This is a genomic window from Marinobacter bryozoorum (assembly GCF_023156245.1).
GTDB classification, from domain to species: domain Bacteria; phylum Pseudomonadota; class Gammaproteobacteria; order Pseudomonadales; family Oleiphilaceae; genus Marinobacter; species Marinobacter bryozoorum.
The window spans coordinates 1-23,977 of the sequence record NZ_JAKZAH010000038.1 but is presented as its reverse complement, the minus strand read 5'-3'; the positions used below and the strand labels follow the sequence as shown (position 1 = coordinate 23,977).

Sequence of the window (23,977 nt, the reverse complement as noted above, 5' to 3'; positions counted from 1 at the left end):
TCGTTTACTTGGCCGAACGACGACGTACTATCATCTTGTCAGTACGCTTGTTCTTACGAGTCTTATGCCCTTTGGTCGGAACACCCCACGGAGTAACCGGGTGACGCCCGCCAGAGGTACGCCCTTCACCACCACCATGCGGGTGGTCAACTGGGTTCATAGCAACACCACGTACTGTTGGCCGTTTGCCGCGCCAACGTGATGCACCCGCTTTACCAAGCTGCTTGAGACTGTGCTCGCTGTTGGACACTTCGCCCAGCGTTGCACGGCAATCTACAAGCACCTTACGCATTTCACCTGAGCGCAGGCGGATAGTGGCATAAGCCCCTTCCCTTGCAACCAGCTGTACGGATGCGCCCGCAGAGCGAGCCAGCTGGGCACCTTTGCCAGGCTTGAGTTCGACGCAGTGGATCACGGAACCGACCGGAATGTTCCGGAGCGGCAGCGTGGAGCCCACCTTGATCGGTGCGTCGATACCGGAGCGCACAGGATCGCCGATCTGCATACCCTTGGGAGCGATGATGTAGCGACGCTCGCCATCGGCATACTTCAGCAGTGCGATGTGCGCAGAGCGGTTCGGATCGTATTCCAGGCGCTCGATGACCGCCGGGATACCATCTTTGGTCCGCTTGAAATCAATAACGCGGTAGTGCTGCTTGTGGCCACCACCAACGTGACGGGTAGTGATGCGACCAAAATGGTTGCGACCACCCGACTTACTCTTCGATTCTACCAACGGCTCGTAAGGGCGCCCCTTGTGGAGATCCGGGTTGTAAAGCTTTACAACGTGACGGCGTCCGGCAGATGTTGGCTTGGTTTTGACGATCGGCATATTACGACCCCTTTACCTTATTCCACATCCAGAAAATCGATGTCCTGACCTTCCGCAAGCTTCACATAAGCCTTACGAATGTCAGCACGCTTGCCGAAGCCGCGAACGGTACGCTTGAGCTTACCCTTACGGTTCAGAACCTGAACACCTTCGACGGTGACGTTGAACAGTTGCTCAACGGCTTTCTTGATCTCCGGCTTGGTGGCATCGGGAGCCACACGGAAAACAACCTGATTGCTTTCCGCCACCAGAGAGGCTTTTTCTGATACGTGCGGTCCCAGAAGAACCTTGTAGATACGTTCCTGATTCATCCCAGCATCTCCTCGATCTTCTTAAGAGCCGGAACGGTAACGACAACCTTCTCAAAGGCAACCAGGCTTACCGGATCAAGGCCTGCAACGTCACGCACGTCTACGTGCGGGATGTTACGGGACGCCAGATGAAGGTTCTGCTCTACATTCTCGGCAAGAATCAGGGCATTGCTCACGCCCAGATCCTTCAGCTTTTCGCTGAACGCCTTGGTCTTGGGGCTGTCGACGTTGATGTCGTCAACCACGACCAGCCGCTCTTGACGAACCAGCTCGGAAAAAATGGACTGCATCGCGGCGCGGTACATCTTGCGGTTAACCTTTTGCTCGAAGCCACGCGGCTTGGCAGCAAAGGTTACACCACCGGAGCGCCAGATCGGGCTGCGGATGGTTCCGGCACGCGCACGACCGGTGCCTTTCTGACGCCAGGGCTTCTTACCGCCGCCGCTGACTTCAGAACGGGTTTTCTGAGCCTTGGTACCCTGACGAGCGCCTGCCATGTAGGCAGTAACGACCTGGTGGACCAGAGACTCGTTGAACTCTTTGGCGAAAGCAGCATCGGATACCGAAACACCCTTGCCGCTACCAGTAATTGTCAATTCCATCGCACCGCTCCTCAGGCTTTAACTGCAGGCTTGATGATCACGTTGCCGCCGGTTGCACCGGGAACAGCACCACGGACCAGCAGCAGATTGCGCTCGGCATCAACACGGACCACTTCAAGGTTCTGGGTGGTCACCTGCTTGTTGCCCATCTGGCCAGCCATCTTCTTGCCCTTGAATACCTTGCCCGGCGTCTGGTTCTGACCGATAGAGCCCGGAGCACGGTGGGACAGGGAGTTACCATGGGTGGCATCCTGCATGGAGAAATTCCAGCGCTTAACACCGCCCTGGAAGCCCTTACCTTTTGACTGACCAATAGCGTCGACAATCTGGCCGTCCTCAAAAACGGAAACGGTGATTTCGCCACCAGCCTGAAGGTCATCACCTTCACCGTCGGCCAGGCGGAATTCCCACAGACCACGTCCGGCCTCGACACCCGCTTTCGCGTAGTGACCAGCCTGCGCCTTGGAAACCCGGGAGGGACGACGATTACCGACAGTCACCTGGACTGCACGATAGCCATCGCTTTCGAGAGTTTTCAGCTGGGTAATGCGGTTGGCTTCAACCTCGATTACCGTTACGGGCACTGACTGCCCGTCTTCCGTAAAAATACGGGTCATACCGGCCTTGCGACCGACTACACCAATTGCCATGTTTCACCTCTTAAGTGTACGGGGCTCGCACCCTCTATGGCCTTAGGACAGTTACACTGACCAATACCAGGCGGTATTAGCCGAGGCTGATCTGAACGTCTACACCCGCTGCCAGATCAAGCTTCATCAAAGCATCTACTGTCTTTTCCGTCGGCTCGACAATGTCGAGCAAACGCTTATGCGTACGAATTTCGTACTGATCACGCGCGTCTTTGTTGACGTGCGGGGAAATCAGAACGGTGTACTTTTCCTTCCGCGTCGGCAGAGGGATAGGTCCACGCACCTGGGCGCCGGTCCGCTTGGCGGTATCGACGATCTCCTGCGTGGACTGGTCGATGAGGCGATAATCAAACGCCTTCAACCGGATTCGAATCTTTTGGCTTTGCATGATGCACCAAACTCCACTCGTAGCAGCTACTGTTAGCCGACCTTCAAAAAAAGGAGCCGCATTGTATGCATAATACCCAGCAGTGTCAAGCAGGGGGAAACCTGCCTAACCGTGCTGGTCATGCGCATGTGCGGAACAGAAAAAGGGGCTGCGTTGCAGCCCCTTTTCCGGATCACCGGATTACTTACTCGATGATCTTGGAAACCACGCCGGCACCAACGGTACGGCCACCTTCGCGAATCGCGAAGCGCAGGCCATCTTCCATGGCGATCGGAGCGATCAGGGTAACAGACATCTTAACGTTGTCACCCGGCATTACCATCTCAACGCCTTCCGGCAGCTCACAGGAGCCAGTTACGTCAGTGGTACGGAAGTAGAACTGAGGACGGTAGCCCTTGAAGAACGGGGTATGACGACCACCCTCATCCTTGCTCAGAACGTACACTTCACACTCAAACTTGGTGTGCGGCTTGATGGAGCCCGGAACACACAGTACCTGGCCACGCTCCACGTCGTCACGCTTGGTACCACGCAGCAGCGCACCGATGTTCTCACCAGCACGACCTTCGTCGAGCAGCTTGCGGAACATCTCGACACCAGTGACAACAGTCTTGACCGTGTCCTTGATACCAACGATTTCAACTTCATCGCCAGTCTTGACGATACCGCGCTCAACACGACCGGTAACAACAGTACCACGACCAGAGATGGAGAAGACGTCCTCGATCGGCATCAGGAACGGCTGATCGATCGCACGCTCCGGCTCCGGGATGTAGTCGTCCAGCGCCTCTACCAGCTTCTTAACAGCGGTAGTGCCCATCTCGTTGTCATCCTTGCCTTCCAGCGCCATCAGCGCGGAACCAGTGATGATCGGAGTGTCGTCGCCCGGGAAGTCGTACTGGCTCAGCAGTTCGCGAACCTCCATCTCGACCAGCTCAAGCAGCTCTTCGTCGTCGACCATGTCGGCCTTGTTCAGGAACACGACAATGTAAGGAACGCCAACCTGGCGGGACAGCAGGATGTGCTCACGGGTCTGCGGCATGGGGCCGTCAGCAGCGGAGCAAACCAGGATAGCGCCGTCCATCTGTGCTGCACCAGTGATCATGTTCTTCACATAGTCAGCGTGGCCCGGGCAGTCTACGTGCGCGTAGTGACGGGTCGGGGAGTCGTACTCAACGTGGGAAGTCGCGATGGTAATACCACGAGCCTTCTCTTCCGGTGCGTTATCGATCTGGTCGAATGCACTGGCTGTACCGGTACCCCACACCTCGTGACATACACGGGTCAGAGCCGCTGTCAGCGTGGTCTTACCATGGTCAACGTGACCAATGGTGCCCACGTTCAGGTGCGGCTTACTACGTTCAAATTTCTCTTTAGACACGGTTACACCTCTTCCTGTTTCTTAAGACCTGGGAATCAACCCTTATTAATGATCGCTTCGGCAATGTTCGAGGGAGCCTCGGAATAACCGGCAAACTCCATTGCATATGACGCCCGACCCTGTGTCGCAGAACGCAGATCAGTGGCGTAACCGAACATCTCCGACAACGGAACCTCGGCACGGATAACCTTGCCGGCAGGACCATCATCCATACCCTGAATCACACCGCGACGACGGTTAAGGTCACCAACAACGTCACCCATGTAGTCTTCGGGCGTTATAACTTCCACCTTCATGATGGGCTCGAGCAGGGCAGGATCCGCTTCCAGTGCGCCTTTCTTCATGGCCATGGAACCCGCTACCTTGAACGCCATCTCGTTGGAGTCCACTTCGTGGAAGGAGCCGTCGTACAGGGTTGCCTTGATGCGAAGCAGCGGATAGCCGGCAATACAGCCGTTCTGCATCTGCTCTTCGATACCCTGCTGAACCGCCGGGATGTATTCCTTGGGAACCACACCACCAACGATCTCGTTCACGAAGATAAAGTTTTCGCCATCTTCCTCGTCCAGAGGCAGCGGCTCAAGCTTGATCTTGACGTGACCGTACTGACCGCGACCACCGGACTGACGAACAAACTTGCCTTCAACGTCCACGGGCTTGCGGATACGCTCACGGTAGGCCACCTGGGGCTTACCGATATTGGCCTCAACCTTGAACTCGCGCTTCATGCGGTCAACGATGATGTCCAGGTGAAGCTCACCCATGCCGGAGATAATGGTCTGACCGGACTCTTCGTCGGTGCGGACACGGAATGACGGATCTTCCTGGGCCAGCTTGCCCAGCGCCACACCCATCTTCTCCTGGTCAGCCTTCGACTTGGGCTCGACCGCTACAGAGATAACCGGCTCGGGGAACTCCATCCGCTCGAGGACGATCTTGTGGTTCTCGTCGCACAGCGTGTCACCGGTGGTGACGTTCTTCAGGCCGATGGCCGCGGCGATATCACCTGCAAGCACTTCCTTGATTTCTTCCCGGTCGTTGGCGTGCATCTGAACCATCCGGCCCACACGCTCTTTCTTCTGCTTGACGGAGTTGTAAACGGCATTACCGCTTTCCAGCTTACCGGAGTAGACACGGAAGAAGGTCAGGGTACCCACGAACGGATCCGTCGCGATCTTGAAAGCCAGCGCCGCAAACGGTGCGTCGTCGTCCGCCTCACGGACCTCTTCAGTACCTTCGTCGTCAACCTCACCACGAATGGCCTTGACTTCGTCCGGAGCCGGGAGGAACTCGACCACGACGTCCAGCGCCGCCTGAACACCCTTGTTCTTGAAGGCAGAGCCGCAGGTCGCGAGAACGATCTCGTTGGCGATGGTGCGCTGACGGAGACCGGCCTTGATTTCGTCGTAGGTGAGCTCTTCACCTTCCAGGTACTTCTCCATGAACTCTTCGTTCGCTTCTGCCGCCGCCTCGATCATTTCTTCACGGGCTTTCTCGGCTTCCGCCTGCATGGACTCGGGAATGTCCTTGAGCTCGTAGGTCATGCCCTGGTCGGCATCGTTCCAGTAGATGGCCTTCATGCGAAGCAGGTCAATTACGCCTGCGAACTCGTCCTCTGCCCCGATCGGCAGCTGGATAGGCACACAGGTAGCGCCCAGACGCGCACGGATTTGCTCTACAACACGCATGAAGTTAGCACCGGCACGGTCCATCTTGTTGACGAACACCATGCGGGGAACTTCATACTTGTTGGCCTGACGCCATACGGTCTCAGACTGGGGCTCTACACCTGAAGAACCACAGAACACCACCATGGCACCGTCCAGAACACGCAGGGAACGCTCAACTTCGATGGTGAAGTCAACGTGTCCCGGGGTGTCGATGATGTTGATGCGGTGCTCATCGTACTGCTTGTCCATACCCTGCCAGAAGGTGGTAACAGCCGCGGAGGTGATGGTGATACCCCGCTCCTGCTCCTGGGCCATCCAGTCAGTGGTAGACGCGCCATCATGGGTCTCGCCCATCTTGTGGCTACGACCGGTATAGTAAAGGATACGCTCGGTGGTCGTGGTTTTACCCGCGTCAACGTGCGCACAGATACCGATGTTTCTGTAACGTTTGATAGGAGTCTTACGTGCCACTGTATAAACCTCGGCTGTTTAGAAACGGAAGTGGGAGAACGCCTTGTTGGCTTCTGCCATGCGGTGAACGTCTTCACGCTTCTTAACAGCGGAGCCCTTGCTGTCAGCGGCGTCCAGGATTTCACCTGCCAGACGCTGAGCCATGGACTTCTCACCACGCTTCCGGGAAAATTCTACGAGCCAGCGCATGGCCAGCGCGTTCTGACGGGAAGGCCGTACTTCTACAGGCACCTGGTAGGTAGCACCACCCACACGACGGGATTTGACCTCGACCATCGGCTGGATGTTTTCCAGGGCCTTCTCGAACATTTCGATCGGCTCTTCCTTGGATTTTTCGGCAACGATATCGAGCGCGCCGTAAACAATGCGCTCAGCAACGGCCTTCTTACCACTTTCCATGACGTGGTTGATAAACTTGGCCAGGCGTGCACTGCCGAATTTCGGATCCGGGATAATCTCCCGTTTTGCTGCAACTCTTCTTCTAGGCATCGATAAGCCCTTCTTAAAAATTAAGGTCTTCAGGAACCCCTGAGATAGCCAACAGACTACTCAGCCTTACTCTTATCGTTCACAGGGACGATAAAAGACACCCATCAGGGACATCAGGACTTGGGTCGTTTAGTACCGTACTTGGAGCGACCCTGCTTACGGTTCTGTACACCCTGGGTGTCCAGCGTTCCGCGAACAGTGTGGTAGCGCACACCCGGGAGGTCTTTTACACGACCGCCACGGATAAGCACAACGCTGTGCTCCTGAAGGTTGTGACCTTCACCGCCAATGTATGAGGAAACCTCGTAACCGTTAGTCAGACGAACACGGCACACCTTACGCAGTGCAGAGTTCGGCTTCTTCGGTGTAGTGGTGTATACACGAGTGCATACGCCACGACGCTGAGGGCATGCCTGGAGCGCGGGAACGTCGCTCTTGGCTACCTTGCGTTTACGAGGCTTACGTACCAACTGGTTGATCGTTGCCATGTAAGCAAACTCCAAAAAAACCATTCCAATGAAACTTACCCCCGATAAACGGGGGTAAAAATTAAGGGACGCAAGTGTAAGCCCGCGTCCCGGGTCAGTCAAGATGACTGATGCCTTTTTAACCACCCCGGGATCCGTAGTTCCCGGGGGGCTGCGCCGCCGGAAGTTACCCCTCCCGGTTCAGCTCGGCGCTGAGGGCTTCGACCACATCCTCTGCGGTCACACCCTGTTCTTCGAGGTCACGCTTGCGGCGACGCTCGTTATGGTAGGCAAGGCCGGTACCCGCCGGAATCAGGCGACCCACTACGACGTTCTCCTTCAGGCCGCGCAGGAAGTCGCGCTTGCCGGTAACGGCACCCTCAGTAAGTACGCGAGTGGTTTCCTGGAACGAAGCCGCAGAAATGAACGACTCGGTTGCCAGGGACGCCTTGGTGATACCCAGCAGCTGACGCTCACCCCGAGCGGGCTGCTTGTCAGCGGCAATCGCCTTTTCGTTCTCATCCAGGAACTGGTGGTATTCCACCTGGTCACCGGCCAGCAGGGTGGTTTCACCCGGATCGGTGATTTCAACCTTGCGCAGCATCTGACGAACGATCACCTCGATGTGTTTATCGTTGATGACAACACCCTGCAGACGGTAAACGTCCTGGATTTCGTTAGTGATGTACTTGGCCAGCTCTACCACACCCAGCAGGCGCAGGATGTCGTGGGGGTTGGACGGACCATCAGAGATGACCTCACCCTTTTCCACGGTCTCACCCTCGAACACGTTGAGCTGGCGCCACTTGGGAATCAGAACCTCGTATGGATCGTCATCTCTTGGCGTGATCACCAGGCGTTTCTTGCCCTTGGTTTCCTTACCGAAGGAAACGGTGCCCGTAATCTCCGCCAGGATTGACGGCTCTTTCGGGCGGCGGGCCTCGAACAGGTCAGCGACTCGCGGCAGACCACCGGTGATATCCCGGGTCTTTGAACTTTCCTGCGGGATACGGGCAACCACGTCCCCCACTTCCACATTGGCCCCGTCGGCCAGGGTCACCAGCGCATCGGCGGGCAGGAAGTAGTGGGCCGGGGAACCGCCAGGAAGGATGACTCCCTCACCCTTTTCGTCGACCACTTCGATAGCCGGTCGCAGGTCTTTGCCCGCTGCAGGGCGATCCTTCGGATCAATCACCTGGATAGTCGACAGGCCCGTCAGCTCATCGGTCTGGGTTCGAACCGTAATGCCCTGGTCCATACCGGCAAACTTCGCCTTACCAACGCCTTCGGCGATGATCGGGTGAGTATGCGGATCCCACTTGGCCACCACTGCACCGGCTTCGACCTGGTCGCCGTGCTTGACGGACAGCATCGCACCGTAGGGCAACTTGTACCATTCACGCTCACGCCCCTGCTCGTCGGCGACGGCCAGGGCAGATGAACGGGATACCACAACCAGGTTGCCATCGGTCTTCTCGATGGATTTCATGTTGTGCAGGCGGATCTGACCACCGTGCTTAACCTGGATGTTATCCACAGCGGAAGCCCGGCTCGCGGCACCACCAATGTGGAAGGTACGCATGGTCAGCTGGGTACCTGGCTCACCGATGGACTGGGCGGCGATAACACCGACAGCTTCACCCACGTTAACCAGGTGACCACGGGCCAGGTCCCGACCGTAACAGTTGGCACACACACCATGGCGTGCTTCACAGGTAATGGCAGAGCGAACCCACACCTCGTCAACACCGGCACGCTCGATGTTCTCGATAGTCTTTTCATCCAGCAAGGTACCGGCTGGAACTACCGCGTTTTCCTTGTCGGTAGGCGTATAGACATCCCGGGCGGTTACCCGACCCAGTACGCGATCACCCAGGGGCACAACCACGTCGCCACCTTCGATGTGCGGCGTCATCAGCAGGCCTTCCTCGGTGCCACAGTCAGCATCGGTTACCACCAGGTCCTGGGATACGTCGACCAGGCGACGGGTCAGGTAACCTGAGTTCGCGGTCTTCAGGGCGGTATCCGCCAGACCCTTACGGGCGCCGTGGGTGGAGATGAAGTACTGCAGTACGTTCAGGCCCTCACGGAAGTTCGCGGTGATCGGCGTCTCGATGATCGAGCCATCCGGCTTCGCCATCAGACCACGCATACCAGCAAGCTGACGAATCTGGGCGGGGGAGCCCCGGGCACCGGAATCCGCCATCATGTAGACGGAGTTAAAAGACTCCTGCATGACCGGCTCACCGTCTTCGCCGAAGACCGGGTTACCCTCAGCGTCGACCACCTGCTCCTGGGAGAGGCGGTCCATCATTGCCTTGGAGACCTTGTCGTTGGCACGGGACCAGATATCGATAACCTTGTTGTACTTCTCGCCCTGAGTCAGCAGGCCCGAGGAGTACTGGGATTCGATTTCCTTCACTTCGTCGGTGGCCGCATCGACCAGCTCGTACTTCTCCGGAGGAATCTCGAAGTCGTTGAAGCCGATAGAGGTACCGGACACGGTGGCGTAATGGAAGCCCATGTACATCAGCTGGTCGGCGAAGATGACGGTGTCCTTCAGACCAGCCACCCGGTAGCAGGTGTTGATCAGGTTGGAGATCGCCTTCTTGGTCATCGGCTTATTGACGACCTCAAAAGACAGGCCGTCCGGGACAATGTCAAACAACAGCGCACGGCCCACGACAGTATCCACGATCACGTGCTCGGTCTTGAGTTCCTCGTTCTCGTCGTAGGTCACTTCCTTGACCCGGACCTTGATCTTGGCCTGCAGGTCAACAGCGCCGGCGCCGTAGGCACGGTGAACTTCCTTTACATCGGCAAAGACACGGCCTTCGCCGAGGGCGTTCTTGCGCTCGCGGGTCATGTAGTAAAGACCCAGAACCACGTCCTGGGACGGTACGATGATCGGTTCGCCGTTGGCCGGAGACAGCACGTTGTTGGTAGACATCATCAACGCACGGGCTTCCAGCTGTGCCTCGAGGGTCAGCGGTACGTGGACCGCCATCTGGTCACCGTCGAAGTCGGCGTTGTAGGCCGCGCATACCAGCGGGTGCAGCTGGATCGCCTTGCCTTCGATCAGTACCGGCTCGAACGCCTGGATACCGAGACGGTGCAGTGTCGGCGCACGGTTAAGAAGGATCGGATGCTCGCGGATGACTTCGTCCAGGATATCCCAGACCACGCCTTCCTCACGCTCGACCATTTTCTTGGCCGCCTTGATGGTAGTGGCCAGGCCGCGGTGTTCCAGCTTGGAGAAAATGAACGGCTTGAACAGCTCCAGCGCCATCTTCTTCGGCAGGCCACACTGGTGCAGACGCAGGTACGGACCAACCACGATCACAGAACGACCGGAGTAGTCGACACGCTTACCCAGCAGGTTCTGACGGAAACGGCCCTGCTTACCCTTGATCATATCGGCGAGGGATTTCAGCGGACGCTTGTTGGTGCCGGTGATGGCACGGCCACGACGACCGTTATCCAGCAGTGCGTCTACCGCTTCCTGCAGCATGCGTTTTTCGTTGCGCACGATGATATCGGGAGCATTCAGCTCCAGCAGGCGCTTGAGACGGTTGTTCCGGTTGATCACCCGGCGATACAGATCGTTCAGGTCAGAGGTGGCAAACCGGCCACCGTCCAGCGGTACCAGCGGACGCAGGTCCGGCGGCAGTACCGGCAGCACGGTCATCACCATGTCGCCCGGTCGGTTACCGGAGTACAGGAACGCCTCGAGGATCTTCAGCCGCTTGGTAAACTTCTTGATCTTGGTCTCGGAGTTGGTCTGCGGGATTTCTTCCCGCAGCTGGTCAACTTCCCGCTGCAGATCAATGTCCTCAAGTAGCATCTTGACGGCTTCGGCACCCATGCGTGCGTCGAACTCGTCACCGAACTCTTCGAGGGCCTCATAGTACTGCTCATCGTTGAGCAGCTGGCCACGCTCGAGGGTGGTCATGCCCGGGTCGATCACGATAAAGGACTCGAAATACAGAACCCGTTCGATGTCACGCAGGGTCATGTCCAGCATCATGCCGATACGGGACGGCAGTGATTTCAGGAACCAGATATGAGCGACCGGGCTCGCGAGTTCAATATGGCCCATGCGCTCACGGCGAACACTGGCCAGGGCAACCTCGACACCACACTTTTCACAAATCACACCGCGGTGCTTCAGGCGCTTGTATTTTCCGCACAGGCACTCGTAGTCCTTGATCGGACCAAAAATCTTGGCACAGAACAGACCGTCGCGTTCCGGCTTGAAGGTCCGGTAGTTGATCGTCTCGGGTTTCTTTACTTCCCCGAAGGACCAGGAACGGATCATGTCAGGCGACGCCAGCCCGATTCGGATGGCGTCAAATTCCTTGCTCTGGTTCTGGCTCTTGAGAAGATTCAGCAAATCTTTCATCAGTAACAGCTCCGGATGGCGTTAATCTCGGGCGGGCACCGGGGTGCCCGCTCTCGCTGCCAAAAAACGATTCGGCTTACTCGGATTCCAGCTCGATGTCGATACCCAGCGAGCGGATCTCCTTGACAAGAACGTTGAAGGATTCGGGCATGCCCGGCTCCATCCGGTGGTCCCCATCCACAATGTTCTTGTACATCTTGGTACGGCCATTCACATCGTCGGACTTGACGGTGAGCATCTCCTGAAGGGTATAGGCCGCGCCGTAGGCCTCAAGGGCCCAGACTTCCATCTCACCGAACCGCTGGCCACCGAACTGCGCCTTACCACCCAGCGGCTGCTGGGTAACCAGGCTGTAGGAACCGGTGGACCGTGCGTGCATCTTGTCGTCGATCAGGTGGTTCAACTTCAGCATATACATGTAGCCGACAGTCACCGGACGATCAAACTGATCACCGGTACGGCCATCAAACAGGGTCACCTGGCCACTGGTGTCCATGTCGGCGAGCTCGAGCATATGCTTGACCTCGGCCTCTTCGGCACCATCAAAGACCGCCGTCGCCATGGGCACACCACCACGCAGGTTCTTGGCCAGCTGAATGATTTCATCATCAGTCAGGCTGGGCAGATCTACCGACGGCACTTCTTCGCTGTGGTTGTAGATCTTGTCCAACAGCTCGCGCATTTCGCTTACCTTGCGCTGCTCTTCCAGCATGCGCTCGATCTTGCGGCCGAGCCCCTTCGCTGCAGCACCCAGATGGGTTTCAAGGACCTGTCCAACGTTCATCCGTGAGGGAACACCAAGCGGGTTGAGCACGATATCGACGGTATTGCCTTCAGCATCGTAGGGCATGTCTTCCACCGGCATAACAGCAGAGATTACACCCTTGTTACCGTGACGACCGGCCATCTTGTCACCCGGCTGCACACGACGCTTGATGGCGAGGTAAACCTTGACGATTTTCAGTACGCCCGGGGCCAGGTCGTCGCCCTGCTGAAGCTTGCGCTTCTTGTCTTCGAAACGCTCTTCGTGCTCTTTCTTGCGCTCTTCAAGGCCCTGCTCGGATTTCTCGAGCAGCTCATTGAGCGCCTCGTCCTTCATCCGCAGCTTGAACCACTGATCACGCTCCAGACCGCTGAGGTAGCCCTCGTCAAGAGTGGCGCCCTTTTTCAGGCCCGGTCCGCTGATGACTTCCTGCCCGGCAAGGGATGCCGTCAAACGCTCGAAGGTCGCACCTTCGACAATGCGGTACTCGTCCTTCAGGTCCTTCCGGTACTTGTTCAGCTGTTCCTGTTCAATGGACAGGGCACGCTCGTCCTTCTCGATACCGTCACGGGTAAAGACCTGGACATCGATAACGGTGCCGCGAGTACCGGCGGAAACCCGCGATGAGGTGTCCTTCACATCGGAGGCCTTCTCGCCGAAGATCGCCCTCAGCAGCTTTTCCTCCGGAGTGAGCTGGGTCTCACCTTTCGGCGTCACCTTGCCCACCAGGATATCTCCGGGGCCGACCTCGGCACCGATGTAGACGATGCCCGACTCATCCAGTTTGGACAGCGCGCTCTCGCCCACGTTGGGGATGTCAGCGGTAATTTCCTCGCTGCCCAACTTGGTATCCCGGGCCACACAGGTGAGCTCCTGGATGTGGATACTGGTAAAGCGGTCTTCCTGGACCACGTTCTCCGAGATCAGAATGGAGTCCTCGAAGTTGTAGCCGTTCCAGGGCATGAACGCGATACGCATGTTCTGACCCAGCGCCAGCTCACCAAGGTCCACCGAGGGACCGTCGGCCAGCACATCACCACGGGCAACCACATCACCCTGGTTCACAATCGAACGCTGGTTGATACAGGTGTTCTGGTTGGAGCGGGTGTACTTGGTGAGGTTGTAGATATCCACACCGGCGTCACCAGCTTCCGTCTCGTCATCGTGCACTCGCACGACAATACGTCCCGCATCAACGTCTTCGATCACACCGCCGCGACGAGCCGTGACACATACCCCGGAGTCCTGGGCAACGGTGCGCTCCAGACCAGTACCAACCACTGGCTTGTCTGCACGCAGGGTCGGCACCGCCTGACGCTGCATGTTGGAACCCATCAACGCACGGTTGGCGTCGTCGTGCTCCAGGAACGGAATCAGTGATGCCGCCACCGAGACCACCTGGCGCGGGGAAACGTCCATGAAGTTAACGTTTTCCGGCGGGGTAACGGTGAATTCGTTCTGGTGGCGCACAGTGACCAGCTCATCAGCCAGGCGACCGTCTTCGGTCATCGCGGCACTTGCCTGGGCGATGATGTAATTACTTTCCTCGATGGCCGACAGATACACAATGTCATCGGTCACCTTGCCGTCGATAACCTTCCGGTACGGGCTTTCGAGGAAGCCGTAGGAATTGGTACGGGCATAGGTTGCCAGGGAGTTAATCAGACCGATGTTCGGACCTTCAGGTGTCTCGATCGGACATACACGACCATAGTGGGTCGGGTGTACGTCCCGCACCTCAAAGCCTGCACGCTCACGGGTCAGGCCGCCCGGGCCAAGGGCCGACACGCGACGCTTGTGTGTCACCTCGGACAGCGGGTTGTTCTGGTCCATGAACTGGGACAGCTGGCTGGAACCAAAGAATTCCTTCACAGCTGCTGCAACCGGCTTGGCGTTGATCAGGTCCTGGGGCATCAGGCCTTCGCTCTCGGCCAGGCTCAGACGCTCACGTACCGCGCGCTCTACTCGTACAAGACCGACACGGAACTGGTTCTCGGCCATCTCACCGACAGAACGGATACGACGGTTACCCAGGTTATCGATATCGTCGACATTACCGTTGCCGTTGCGGATATCGATCAGCGTACGAAGCACATCAATAATGTCTTCGTTGGTCAGCGTACCTGCCCCGGTGCTCTCTTCCCGTCCGAGTCGACGGTTCAGCTTCATACGGCCAACCGCTGACATGTCATAGCGCTCTTCAGAGAAGAACAGGTTATTGAACAGGTTCTCGGCAGATTCCTTGGTGGGCGGCTCACCCGGGCGCATCATCCGGTAGATCTCAACCAGTGCCTCAAGCGGGGTACGGGTCGGATCGATACGGATGGTATCGGACATGAACGGTCCGCAGTCCAGGTCGTTGGTGTACAGGGTTTCCACTTCGGTAATGCCTGCACCCAGAATCTTTTCCACCACCTCTTCGGTGATCTCGGTGTTGCACTCAACCAGCACTTCACCGGTCTTGGTGTCTACCATGTCATGGGCAATAACACGGCCATGAAGGTAGGCCGTCGGCACTTGCAGCTCGGTAATACCGGCTTTTTCAAGCTGACGGATATGACGTGCGGTAACACGCCGACCTTCTTCAACGATGACGTTGTCGTCATTGTCCTTGATATCGAAGGTGGCAATATCACCACGCAGGCGGCTAGGCACCAGCTCCAGGCGGGAGACTTCTTCCCCGACAGTAAACTTGCTGGTCTCGAAGAACATATCCAGCATCTGCTCGGAACTGTAGCCCAGCGCACGCAAAAGAATACTCGCGGGCAGTTTGCGGCGACGGTCAATGCGAACGAATACCGAATCCTTGGCATCGAACTCAAAGTCAAGCCAGGAGCCGCGGTAGGGGATCACCCGGGCTGAATACAACAGCTTGCCGGATGAGTGGGTCTTACCCTTGTCATGATCAAAGAACACACCAGGTGAACGGTGGAGCTGGGACACGATAACCCGCTCGGTACCATTGACAACGAAGGTACCGTTCTCAGTCATCAGGGGCATTTCACCCATGTAGACTTCTTGTTCCTTGATGTCCTTGATCGCCTTGTTCGATGATTCGCGATCGTAAATGATCAGGCGAACTTTCACGCGCAGGGGTGCAGCATAGGTTACGCCCCGGAGCTGACATTCCTTGACGTCGAACACCGGATCGCCAATACGGTAGCTCACGTACTCAAGCGCCGCGTTGCCAGAATAACTGACAATCGGGAATACGGATTTGAAGGCTGCGTGCAGGCCAGTTTCCTGGCGATCGGCAGCGGCGGCTTCCATTTGCAGGAAGTCCCGATAAGAATCCAGCTGAATAGCCAGCAAATAGGGGACATCCATCACGGAAGGCAATTTACTGAAGTCTTTGCGAATCCGCTTTTTCTCAGTGTAGGAGTAAGTCATCTGCATTCCCCAGCTTTAGACCTGATACCTGGTATCAAGAAGCAACCATTTACCTGCTTCGGGGCCGAGTTGCTCGGCATACTGCGCCGTCTTGAACAAGACTCTGGCTGTAGGTGATCGAGGCAGTTCTTAACTATAGCAACTGCATCCATCTCTATAGCATATATACAACAGAAAAAGGCCGGTGGCGCTAAGCCACCAGCCTATCCATGCTAATGCACGGAACCGATCAAGAATCGGCGATTACTTGAGCTCAACAGAAGCGCCTGCTTCCTCAAGCTTCTTCTTGGCTTCTTCTGCGTCGTCCTTGGAAGCAGCTTCCTTAACGGTGGACGGTGCAGAGTCAACCATTTCCTTCGCTTCCTTCAGGCCCAGGCCAGTCAGTTCGCGAACGGCCTTGATGACGTTCACTTTCTTCTCGCCAGCGCCGGTCAGAACAACGTCAAACTCGGTCTGCTCTTCAGCGGCAGCAGCGTCGCCACCGGCAGCAGCCGGAGCAGCTGCAACAGCGGCAGCAGCAGATACGTTGAACTTCTCTTCCATTGCTTCTACGAGCTCAACAACTTCCATGACGCTCATTTCAGCAATTGCATTCAGAATATCGTCTTTAGACAGAGCCATGACTTTCTCCCAAAAAATAAAAAATGGTTTTCAACAGAATCAAGCAGCTTCTTGCTTCTGGTCTCGGACTGCAGCTACTACGCGGGTAACCCTGCCCGGAACGTCGTTCAGAGTGCGTACCAACTTGGTAACCGGTGCCTGTGTGACAATGGCCAGCTGAGTGAGCGCTTCGTGCAGCGTCGGCAGCTTGGCCAGGCGATCGATCTGTTCTCCGCCCATCAGCTCACCGCCGATAGCCAGACCCTTGATCTCGAACGCCTCTTTCTCTTTGGCGAAATCCTTGAGCAGACGCGCTGCGGCGCCAGGATCTTCCATAGAGAATGCCAGAATGGTCGGACCAACCAGAGCTTCGTCGATGCACTCGAACTCGGTACCACGAATAGCGATCTTGGCAAGGTTGTTACGAACAACCTTGAGACGCACATTTTCGGCACGAGCCTTGGCACGAAGCGCCGTCATGTCACCTGCGGTAACACCACGGTAGTCAGCCAGAACAACAGACAGAGCAGTACCAGCAGTCTCGTTGACTTCAGCGACGATCGCTTTCTTGTCTTCGAGTCTAATTGCCACTGGATTTCTCCTCGATTTCGCCGGAGATTCCGGCAAACCCATCATTGCCCGGGGAAGATGTCCGAATAACGCATCAGCGAGATCCTTGATCAACCACCTTACGGGCGCCTAACGGTGTTTGGGTTCAGAGAGAACGTCTTCACACCGTCTGCGCAGGCGTTGCTTTAACCCTTCTGACCCGGCTCCGAAGTGCCGGGTCGCAGGGGCCTGCGGTCTTTGACAGCCTTGGCTTCCGCCCAGACTACAAAGTTACTGCTGACCAGGGATCAGAGATTCAGAGAACCCTGATCAACAGTCAGGCCAGGACCCATCGTTGAGGACAGGGATACCTTCTTCAGGTAAACGCCCTTGGACGATGCAGGCTTGGCCTTTTTCAGGTCTGCCAGCAGAGCTTCAAGGTTTTCCTTGATGGTCTGCGCAGAAAATTCAACATTACCCAGCGGAGCATGGATGATGCCGTTCTTGTCAGTGCGGTACCGCACCTGACCGGCTTTCGCGTTCTTAACCGCGGTTTCCACGTCCGGAGTAACCGTACCCACCTTGGGGTTGGGCATGAGGCCGCGAGGACCAAGGATCTGGCCCAGCTGACCAACAACACGCATGGCGTCCGGGGTCGCGATGACCACGTCGAAATCCATGTTGCCTTTCTTGACCTCTTCTGCGAGGTCATCCATACCAACGATATCGGCGCCGGCCTCTTTGGCCTTGTCAGCATTGGCGCCCTGGGTAAACACGGCGACACGTACACTCTTGCCGGTACCGTGGGGCAGGACAGTGCTGCTACGTACAACCTGGTCTGATTTACGTGCATCAACACCCAGGTTGACGGATACGTCGATAGACTCACGGAACTTGACGGAGCTGCCCAGTTCAGTCAGCAGAGCCACGGCCTCGTCTACGGTGTAGGCGCGGGCCGGGTCGACCTTCTCACGGATCAGCTTTTGACGCTTGCTCAGTTTAGCCATCTTACAGACCCTCCACGTTCAGGCCCATGCTACGGGCAGTGCCAGCGATGGTGCGGACGGCAGCGTCCATATCGGCAGCGGTGAGGTCAGGCTCTTTGGTCTTGACGATCTCTTCGAGCTGATCACGGGTGACAGTGCCGACCTTTTCGGTATTCGGACGACCGGAACCGCTCTTGATACCAGCTGCCTTTTTCAGCAGGACCGGTGCCGGCGGGGTCTTGGTAATAAAGGTAAAGCTGCGGTCACTGTACACAGTGATCACAACCGGAGTCGGCAGACCCGGCTCGATGCCCTGCGTGGCGGCGTTGAAGGCCTTACAGAACTCCATAATGTTTACACCATGCTGACCCAGCGCCGGGCCAACGGGGGGACTCGGGTTGGCCTGACCGGCAGCAACCTGAAGCTTGATATACGCTTCAATTTTCTTAGCCATGAGTTTCTCCTGTGGGTATTAGCGCCTTTCGGCTCCCCTGTTAATAGACACAAAAAGCCCGCTTCACCTTAGTGAGCGAGCCCTTCGTCAAAGCCGTGGCTCAGTCCTTTTCGACCTGGCCAAACTCCAGCTCAACGGGCGTGGAGCGACCAAAGATCAGAACCGCCACTTTCACACGACTCTTGTCGTAATCCACTTCCTCCACAACGCCGTTGAAGTCAGCGAAGGGACCTTCGGTAACACGAACAATCTCGCCAGGCTCGAACAGCGTTTTGGGCTTGGGCTGATCAACGCCGCTTTCTACCCGACGAAGGATTGCTTCAGCTTCCTTTTCGGTAATAGGAGCTGGTTTGTCTTTCGTGCCGCCGATAAAACCGAGAACGCGAGGGGTATCCTTAACAAGGTGCCACGATGCATCATCCATTTCCATCTGGACAAGCACGTACCCCGGGTAGAACTTGCGTTCACTCTTACGCTTCTTGCCATCACGCATTTCGACGACTTCTTCGGTGGGAACCAACACGTCACCGAACTTGTCTTCCATGCCATTGAGTGCAATACGCTCTTTCAGCGTTCGCATGACATGTTTCTCGAAACCGGAATACGCCTGAACCACAAACCAGTGCTTAGCCATTGCCTGCCCCTGCCTATCCGATGAAACCCTGAACGAGGAAGCCGATAAGCGAATCCATACCCCAAAGGATAAGCGCCACGACAAGCACGAACACAACAACGATCGCCGTGGTCTGGATCAACTCCGGACGGGTCGGCCATACGACCTTGCGTATTTCCACCCTGGCTTCTTTCAACAGGGTCGCGAAACGACGCCCGCGATCGGTCTGGAGCGCCACAAACGCAGCAACCAGAGCCAGCGCTACCAAACCAAGTACTCGATAGAGCACTGATTCGCCGCTGAAATACTGATTGCCCACAACTCCTACGGCAATCAAAACGAAAACAACCAGCCACTTGAGCATGTCAAGGCGACTGGTCGACTGTTGGGCTCTTGACTCCATAGGAATCAGCTTATGTATCCAGACGTGTTATAAATGGCAGGCCAGGAGGGAATCGAACCCCCAACCTGCGGTTTTGGAGACCGCTGCTCTGCCAATTGAGCTACTGGCCTGCACCGAAACCTTTTTGCGGTGCAACAAAAGGACCGCCCAGAGGGCAGCCCTTCCGTTTTCAGATCCTGCGAGTATTACTCGATGATCTTGGAAACCACGCCGGCACCAACGGTACGGCCACCTTCGCGAATCGCGAAGCGCAGGCCATCTTCCATGGCGATCGGAGCGATCAGGGTAACAGACATCTTAACGTTGTCACCCGGCATTACCATCTCAACGCCTTCCGGCAGCTCACAGGAGCCAGTTACGTCAGTGGTACGGAAGTAGAACTGAGGACGGTAGCCCTTGAAGAACGGGGTATGACGACCACCCTCATCCTTGCTCAGAACGTACACTTCACACTCAAACTTGGTGTGCGGCTTGATGGAGCCCGGAACACACAGTACCTGGCCACGCTCCACGTCGTCACGCTTGGTACCACGCAGCAGCGCACCGATGTTCTCACCAGCACGACCTTCGTCGAGCAGCTTGCGGAACATCTCGACACCAGTGACAACAGTCTTGACCGTGTCCTTGATACCAACGATTTCAACTTCATCGCCAGTCTTGACGATACCGCGCTCAACACGACCGGTAACAACAGTACCACGACCAGAGATGGAGAAGACGTCCTCGATCGGCATCAGGAACGGCTGATCGATCGCACGCTCCGGCTCCGGGATGTAGTCGTCCAGCGCCTCTACCAGCTTCTTAACAGCGGTAGTGCCCATCTCGTTGTCATCCTTGCCTTCCAGCGCCATCAGCGCGGAACCAGTGATGATCGGAGTGTCGTCGCCCGGGAAGTCGTACTGGCTCAGCAGTTCGCGAACCTCCATCTCGACCAGCTCAAGCAGCTCTTCGTCGTCGACCATGTCGGCCTTGTTCAGGAACACGACAATGTAAGGAACGCCAACCTGGCGGGACAGCAGGATGTGCTCACGGGTCTGCGGCATGGGGCCGTCAGCAGCGGAGCAAACCAGGATAGCGCCGTCCATCTGTGCTGCACCAGTGATCATGTTCTTCACATAGTCAGCGTGGCCCGGGCAGTCTACGTGCGCGTAGTGACGGGTCGGGGAGTCGTACTCAACGTGGGAAGTCGCGATGGTAATACCACGAGCCTTCTCTTCCGGTGCGTTATCGATCTGGTCGAATGCACTGGCTGTACCGGTACCCCACACCTCGTGACATACACGGGTCAGAGCCGCTGTCAGCGTGGTCTTGCCATGGTCAACGTGACCAATGGTGCCCACGTTCAGGTGCGGTTTACTACGCTCAAATTTCTCTTTAGACATTCGACCAATCTCCCTAATCAACTGAACGGTTACGTTGACCGGATAAAAATGGAGCTCATGGGCGGATTTGAACCGCCGACCTCACCCTTACCAAGGGTGTGCTCTACCAACTGAGCTACATGAGCATTAAACCAATCTGGAGCGGGCAGCGGGAATCGAACCCGCGTCATCAGCTTGGAAGGCTGAGGTAATAGCCACTATACGATGCCCGCATCAATAAGTGGTGGAGGGGGCAGGATTCGAACCTGCGAAGGCTGAGCCGTCAGATTTACAGTCTGATCCCTTTGGCCACTCGGGAACCCCTCCAGAGGCGCCCCTGATTTTGAGACACTTCAAAAAACTAAGTGGAGCTGGCGGACGGAATCGAACCCCCGACCTGCTGATTACAAGTCAGCTGCTCTACCAACTGAGCTACGCCAGCTCATATTCGCCTCATCAGCGAGGCCGGTATACTACGGATTTTTTTCAGCGGTTGCAACACCTTCACAATCACTAAATTCAATCAGTTGTAGCTCGGCTTCTCTTTCGGCAGGAGGAATACCCTGGTCACGCAACGGCGATTCCGGCACCCCCCCAAAAACGAGCGCGTAGCTTATACGATTTCGGGGGAACTTTACCAGTGTTGCATCAATATTTTCTGCCTGTCGCTCGTTGAGAACACGCTCCGCCGAATCCCTGGAGCGAAATAACCCGAGGGAGATCGCGTTCTCGTTCTCGCCAGAAGGCACCACATAGGCCTCAACACCCGCATCGACCAGGTCACGATACAGATCCATCGCCTCATCGCGGGACGACAAGGGCGGTATGATCACCCAGTGGAAAGGTTCGAGTGCTTCACGTTTCTCATGTAGCCCCCGGTAACTGAGGGACGGAACGCCTTGCAAAAGCGTCCGTTGATACTCAAGGGCCATATCCGCCTCTGCAAACCAGCCGATACCATAACAAGGGCTACCAGAATCGAGGCGGTTCGATGGCTCGGACGCCATCACGTCATCCGTTTCCTGGTCTCCGGGCCCGCTTCCGGCGGTAGTGGGTCCGGGTACAGGCTCTTGCGTGGCCGGCCTTTCCCCCTGCCGGGCCTGCTGGTCAATTAGCTCTATCTCGGAGACCCGTGGTAATTTGCCCACATCGACTGAGCGAACCTTGTCTCCCTCCAATGACGACAGCCACCAGAACAGGAAGATATTAACCAAGAGCAGCAACAGGGCCAGCCAGCGCATTACCGGTTCGCCACTCGGTCGAGACCATCGAGCACGAGGTCTGGACGGTGCTGGACAGTAACATTCCGGGCAGCGACCTCTTCCAGCGCCTCCTTTATATAGGCACCGTCACCACCGGTGACAAGGACCGGCACTTCTGCCTCCCGCCCCAACTGAAGAGCCAACGCACGAAGCAGCCAGTTAATCCCATGCAGGACGCACTCACCCGTCGACTGGCCAGGAGATACGGAGTCCTGACCCTGTTCACGCTCGAACAGCACCCTCGCAGTCTTCTGGCTTAATGAATCCAGCATCAGGTTCCTTCCTGGTAAAATATAGCCGCCTTCATGACGGCCCTGGGCGTTAATCCAGTCGACGGTGATCGCACTTCCTGCATCGATGACCATACAGGCACTATTGGTGTCGGACCAGGCCGCCACCATGGCACACCACCTGTCAGCACCCATGCTGGAGGGTTGTTCATAGGCGCACACAAGGCGACCAAAGCTGGACTCAGTCCAGAAAAAGCGCACAGGCACACGGGTATGTAACGCAATAGCATGTTCCAGCGTCTCGCGCGCCGCTTCCGATCGAACGGTGCAAACTGCAACGGATTGGACACCGCGCCATAGCTTGCCATCCAACTCACTGAACAGGCTCGCAGACTCTGCTTCGCCGACCCCGGCACATACAATCGCTGCCCCCTGCCTCAGTTGCCATTTAATGCGCGAGTTGCCGGCATCGAGCAGCAAGTTCATTGAGCCACCCTCAAACTGATCTCACCGGCGTATACCCGCTCCAGACCATCAGTGGTTTCGAGGAGATAGTTACCCGTCTCATCCACTCCCCGACCTATACCCGCCAGGTTGCCACTGGAGGCAACCAGTTTTCGGCCCTTGAAAGCATCGAAGCGATTCCACTGCTCAGCGAACCCCGTAAAGCCCGAGCTCTCGAAATCTGACAGGTAATCAACGAGGCGATTGAGAATGCCGGCAGCCAGTTCATCACGCCGCCAGTCGGTGGCCGGGCCACACAGATCAAGACTGGTCCAGGGCTGGTCAACAGAGCTGGCCTCCTGCATATGAACGTTGACCCCGATCCCGACGATAACCCGGACAACCCCCTCGAGCTCCCCCTGAAGCTCAATCAGGATCCCTGCCAACTTCCGGCCTTCCACCAGGACATCGTTGGGCCACTTGAGGGTCGGCAGGGATAGCCCTTTATCCGCAAGGGCTTCGAGCAATGCAAGGCCAGCAACCAGACTCAGGCCATCCAGCTCGGTGAATCCGCGATTCAACGACACCCCGACACTCATATAGAGGTTCTGGCCGGGAGGGCTCTGCCAGACCCGCCCACGACGACCACGACCCTGCTGCTGGCTGTCAGCTACAGAGACGAGCAGCCCACGCTCACCGTCTTGCCAGCGCCGGGTTATATCGGTGTTGGTGGAATCGACCTGGCCCAGGACCTTCAAGGCCATATCCTTTCTGGCAGGATCGCTCAGAGACTGCTCAATCCCCTCCCGGGTAACCAGGTCCATCGGGGAAGCCAGCTGATAGCCACGACCACGAATCGTCTTTACCTCGATGCCCTTGTCGAGGAGTTTGCGAACCTGTTTCCAGATCGCGGTACGACTGATTCCCAGCGATGCTGCAAGGGACTCCCCGGAATGCACCTCGCCGTCGGAGAGCAACTTCAATAATGGAATGGTATTCATGGGATTGCCTGATGGCCGATGATCAAGAAAATGTTGTGTGCTGGATTAAACTACAGAGGGAAGGAAAAGACAAAGAGGGCTTGCCTGCGGCAGGCTTGTCGCATGGGGCCGTTGTAGTGAGAGAGAACCACCGTATCCAAAATAAAAAACCCCCAACGGCATGCCGCTGGGGGTGTTTTATTTAAGAGCCTGACGATGACCTACTCTCGCATGGGCAGAAGCCACACTACCATCGGCGCTGGTCTGTTTCACTGCTGA

At 56.8% G+C, this 23,977-nt stretch carries 21 protein-coding genes and 5 tRNA genes; all 26 read right to left on the bottom strand.

The window, feature by feature from the left end; all coding sequences use genetic code 11:
• Positions 1-4: 4 nt before the first annotated feature.
• The 26 genes from rplB to MLC59_RS16125 all read right to left on the bottom strand — a co-directional run bounded on the left by rplB (position 5) and on the right by MLC59_RS16125 (position 23,719).
• The gene (rplB, locus tag MLC59_RS16250; protein ID WP_248236469.1) at positions 5-832 is read right to left on the bottom strand and encodes a 50S ribosomal protein L2; all 828 of its coding nucleotides are present in this window, start codon (positions 830-832) and stop codon (positions 5-7) included.
• A gap of 17 nt (positions 833-849) precedes the next feature.
• The gene (gene rplW / locus MLC59_RS16245) at positions 850-1,143 is read right to left on the bottom strand and encodes a 50S ribosomal protein L23 (protein WP_248236468.1); all 294 of its coding nucleotides are present in this window, start codon (positions 1,141-1,143) and stop codon (positions 850-852) included.
• On the bottom strand, positions 1,140-1,745 hold the full coding sequence (gene rplD / locus MLC59_RS16240) for a 50S ribosomal protein L4 (protein ID WP_248236467.1): 606 nt from the start codon (positions 1,743-1,745) through the stop codon (positions 1,140-1,142). The genes rplW and rplD overlap by 4 nt, the downstream gene beginning before the upstream one ends.
• Positions 1,746-1,756: 11 nt before the next feature.
• A complete protein-coding gene (rplC, locus tag MLC59_RS16235; protein WP_248236466.1) occupies positions 1,757-2,395 on the bottom strand; it encodes a 50S ribosomal protein L3 in 639 nt (212 codons plus the stop codon).
• Between the two features lie 76 nt (positions 2,396-2,471).
• On the bottom strand, positions 2,472-2,783 hold the full coding sequence (gene rpsJ / locus MLC59_RS16230; RefSeq protein ID WP_004580743.1) for a 30S ribosomal protein S10: 312 nt from the start codon (positions 2,781-2,783) through the stop codon (positions 2,472-2,474).
• A gap of 184 nt (positions 2,784-2,967) precedes the next feature.
• Positions 2,968-4,164 carry an elongation factor Tu gene (gene tuf / locus MLC59_RS16225; RefSeq protein WP_248236437.1) on the bottom strand — a complete coding sequence of 399 codons (1,197 nt, stop codon included), beginning with the start codon at positions 4,162-4,164 and terminating at the stop codon, positions 2,968-2,970.
• 35 nt (positions 4,165-4,199) lie between these two features.
• The gene (gene fusA / locus MLC59_RS16220) at positions 4,200-6,305 is read right to left on the bottom strand and encodes an elongation factor G (protein WP_248236465.1); all 2,106 of its coding nucleotides are present in this window, start codon (positions 6,303-6,305) and stop codon (positions 4,200-4,202) included.
• An 18-nt stretch (positions 6,306-6,323) separates the two neighbouring features.
• The gene (rpsG, locus tag MLC59_RS16215; protein WP_248236459.1) at positions 6,324-6,794 is read right to left on the bottom strand and encodes a 30S ribosomal protein S7; all 471 of its coding nucleotides are present in this window, start codon (positions 6,792-6,794) and stop codon (positions 6,324-6,326) included.
• A gap of 113 nt (positions 6,795-6,907) precedes the next feature.
• Positions 6,908-7,282, bottom strand: coding sequence for a 30S ribosomal protein S12 (rpsL, locus tag MLC59_RS16210; protein WP_091855124.1), 375 nt, complete (start codon positions 7,280-7,282; stop codon positions 6,908-6,910).
• Between the two features lie 166 nt (positions 7,283-7,448).
• Positions 7,449-11,663, bottom strand: a complete 4,215-nt coding sequence (gene rpoC / locus MLC59_RS16205) for a DNA-directed RNA polymerase subunit beta' (protein ID WP_248236458.1) — start codon at positions 11,661-11,663, stop codon at positions 7,449-7,451.
• 76 nt (positions 11,664-11,739) lie between these two features.
• A complete protein-coding gene (gene rpoB / locus MLC59_RS16200; RefSeq protein ID WP_248236456.1) occupies positions 11,740-15,816 on the bottom strand; it encodes a DNA-directed RNA polymerase subunit beta in 4,077 nt (1,358 codons plus the stop codon).
• A gap of 243 nt (positions 15,817-16,059) precedes the next feature.
• Positions 16,060-16,437, bottom strand: coding sequence for a 50S ribosomal protein L7/L12 (gene rplL / locus MLC59_RS16195; protein WP_248236451.1), 378 nt, complete (start codon positions 16,435-16,437; stop codon positions 16,060-16,062).
• Positions 16,438-16,476: 39 nt separating this feature from the next.
• Positions 16,477-17,007 (bottom strand): 50S ribosomal protein L10, encoded by a 531-nt coding sequence (gene rplJ, locus MLC59_RS16190; protein WP_248236449.1) that lies wholly within the window; start codon positions 17,005-17,007, stop codon positions 16,477-16,479.
• A 266-nt stretch (positions 17,008-17,273) separates the two neighbouring features.
• Complete coding sequence (rplA, locus tag MLC59_RS16185; RefSeq protein ID WP_248236447.1) at positions 17,274-17,972, bottom strand: 50S ribosomal protein L1; 699 nt, start codon at positions 17,970-17,972, stop codon at positions 17,274-17,276.
• A gap of 1 nt (position 17,973) precedes the next feature.
• Complete coding sequence (gene rplK / locus MLC59_RS16180) at positions 17,974-18,405, bottom strand: 50S ribosomal protein L11 (protein WP_248236445.1); 432 nt, start codon at positions 18,403-18,405, stop codon at positions 17,974-17,976.
• 100 nt (positions 18,406-18,505) lie between these two features.
• Positions 18,506-19,039, bottom strand: a complete 534-nt coding sequence (nusG, locus tag MLC59_RS16175) for a transcription termination/antitermination protein NusG (RefSeq protein WP_248236443.1) — start codon at positions 19,037-19,039, stop codon at positions 18,506-18,508.
• A 13-nt stretch (positions 19,040-19,052) separates the two neighbouring features.
• Positions 19,053-19,421, bottom strand: a complete 369-nt coding sequence (gene secE, locus MLC59_RS16170; protein ID WP_248236442.1) for a preprotein translocase subunit SecE — start codon at positions 19,419-19,421, stop codon at positions 19,053-19,055.
• A 34-nt stretch (positions 19,422-19,455) separates the two neighbouring features.
• Positions 19,456-19,531: transfer RNA gene (locus tag MLC59_RS16165), tRNA-Trp, on the bottom strand.
• Positions 19,532-19,606: 75 nt separating this feature from the next.
• Positions 19,607-20,803 (bottom strand): elongation factor Tu, encoded by a 1,197-nt coding sequence (tuf, locus tag MLC59_RS16160; RefSeq protein ID WP_248236437.1) that lies wholly within the window; start codon positions 20,801-20,803, stop codon positions 19,607-19,609.
• A 49-nt stretch (positions 20,804-20,852) separates the two neighbouring features.
• Positions 20,853-20,928 (bottom strand) — tRNA-Thr (locus MLC59_RS16155).
• A 12-nt stretch (positions 20,929-20,940) separates the two neighbouring features.
• A tRNA-Gly gene (locus MLC59_RS16150) sits at positions 20,941-21,015 on the bottom strand.
• Positions 21,016-21,024: 9 nt separating this feature from the next.
• A tRNA-Tyr gene (locus tag MLC59_RS16145) sits at positions 21,025-21,109 on the bottom strand.
• 39 nt (positions 21,110-21,148) lie between these two features.
• A tRNA-Thr gene (locus MLC59_RS16140) sits at positions 21,149-21,224 on the bottom strand.
• A gap of 31 nt (positions 21,225-21,255) precedes the next feature.
• On the bottom strand, positions 21,256-22,023 hold the full coding sequence (locus MLC59_RS16135) for an SPOR domain-containing protein (RefSeq protein WP_248236432.1): 768 nt from the start codon (positions 22,021-22,023) through the stop codon (positions 21,256-21,258).
• Positions 22,023-22,760 carry a type III pantothenate kinase gene (locus MLC59_RS16130; RefSeq protein WP_248236429.1) on the bottom strand — a complete coding sequence of 246 codons (738 nt, stop codon included), beginning with the start codon at positions 22,758-22,760 and terminating at the stop codon, positions 22,023-22,025. The genes MLC59_RS16135 and MLC59_RS16130 overlap by 1 nt, the downstream gene beginning before the upstream one ends.
• A complete protein-coding gene (locus MLC59_RS16125; protein ID WP_248236426.1) occupies positions 22,757-23,719 on the bottom strand; it encodes a biotin--[acetyl-CoA-carboxylase] ligase in 963 nt (320 codons plus the stop codon). Before MLC59_RS16125 ends, MLC59_RS16130 begins: the two co-directional genes overlap by 4 nt.
• Positions 23,720-23,977 lie beyond the last annotated feature (258 nt).

Bases quoted from the DNA above. Each gene is read 5' to 3' on its own strand.
- rpoC (WP_248236458.1), bottom strand. From the start codon at position 11,663: ATGAAAGATTTGCTGAATCTTCTCAAGAGCCAGAACCAGAGCAAGGAA.
- MLC59_RS16125 (WP_248236426.1), bottom strand. From the start codon at position 23,719: ATGAATACCATTCCATTATTGAAGTTGCTCTCCGACGGCGAGGTGCAT.
- rplC (WP_248236466.1), bottom strand. From the start codon at position 2,395: ATGGCAATTGGTGTAGTCGGTCGCAAGGCCGGTATGACCCGTATTTTT.
- rplL (WP_248236451.1), bottom strand. From the start codon at position 16,437: ATGGCTCTGTCTAAAGACGATATTCTGAATGCAATTGCTGAAATGAGC.
- rplK (WP_248236445.1), bottom strand. From the start codon at position 18,405: ATGGCTAAGAAAATTGAAGCGTATATCAAGCTTCAGGTTGCTGCCGGT.
- MLC59_RS16130 (WP_248236429.1), bottom strand. From the start codon at position 22,760: ATGAACTTGCTGCTCGATGCCGGCAACTCGCGCATTAAATGGCAACTG.
- rpoB (WP_248236456.1), bottom strand. From the start codon at position 15,816: ATGACTTACTCCTACACTGAGAAAAAGCGGATTCGCAAAGACTTCAGT.
- rpsJ (WP_004580743.1), bottom strand. From the start codon at position 2,783: ATGCAAAGCCAAAAGATTCGAATCCGGTTGAAGGCGTTTGATTATCGC.
- rplA (WP_248236447.1), bottom strand. From the start codon at position 17,972: ATGGCTAAACTGAGCAAGCGTCAAAAGCTGATCCGTGAGAAGGTCGAC.
- MLC59_RS16135 (WP_248236432.1), bottom strand. From the start codon at position 22,023: ATGCGCTGGCTGGCCCTGTTGCTGCTCTTGGTTAATATCTTCCTGTTC.
- rplW (WP_248236468.1), bottom strand. From the start codon at position 1,143: ATGAATCAGGAACGTATCTACAAGGTTCTTCTGGGACCGCACGTATCA.
- tuf (WP_248236437.1), bottom strand. From the start codon at position 20,803: ATGTCTAAAGAGAAATTTGAGCGTAGTAAACCGCACCTGAACGTGGGC.
- rpsG (WP_248236459.1), bottom strand. From the start codon at position 6,794: ATGCCTAGAAGAAGAGTTGCAGCAAAACGGGAGATTATCCCGGATCCG.
- rplD (WP_248236467.1), bottom strand. From the start codon at position 1,745: ATGGAATTGACAATTACTGGTAGCGGCAAGGGTGTTTCGGTATCCGAT.
- secE (WP_248236442.1), bottom strand. From the start codon at position 19,421: ATGGAGTCAAGAGCCCAACAGTCGACCAGTCGCCTTGACATGCTCAAG.
- rplB (WP_248236469.1), bottom strand. From the start codon at position 832: ATGCCGATCGTCAAAACCAAGCCAACATCTGCCGGACGCCGTCACGTT.
- nusG (WP_248236443.1), bottom strand. From the start codon at position 19,039: ATGGCTAAGCACTGGTTTGTGGTTCAGGCGTATTCCGGTTTCGAGAAA.
- rpsL (WP_091855124.1), bottom strand. From the start codon at position 7,282: ATGGCAACGATCAACCAGTTGGTACGTAAGCCTCGTAAACGCAAGGTA.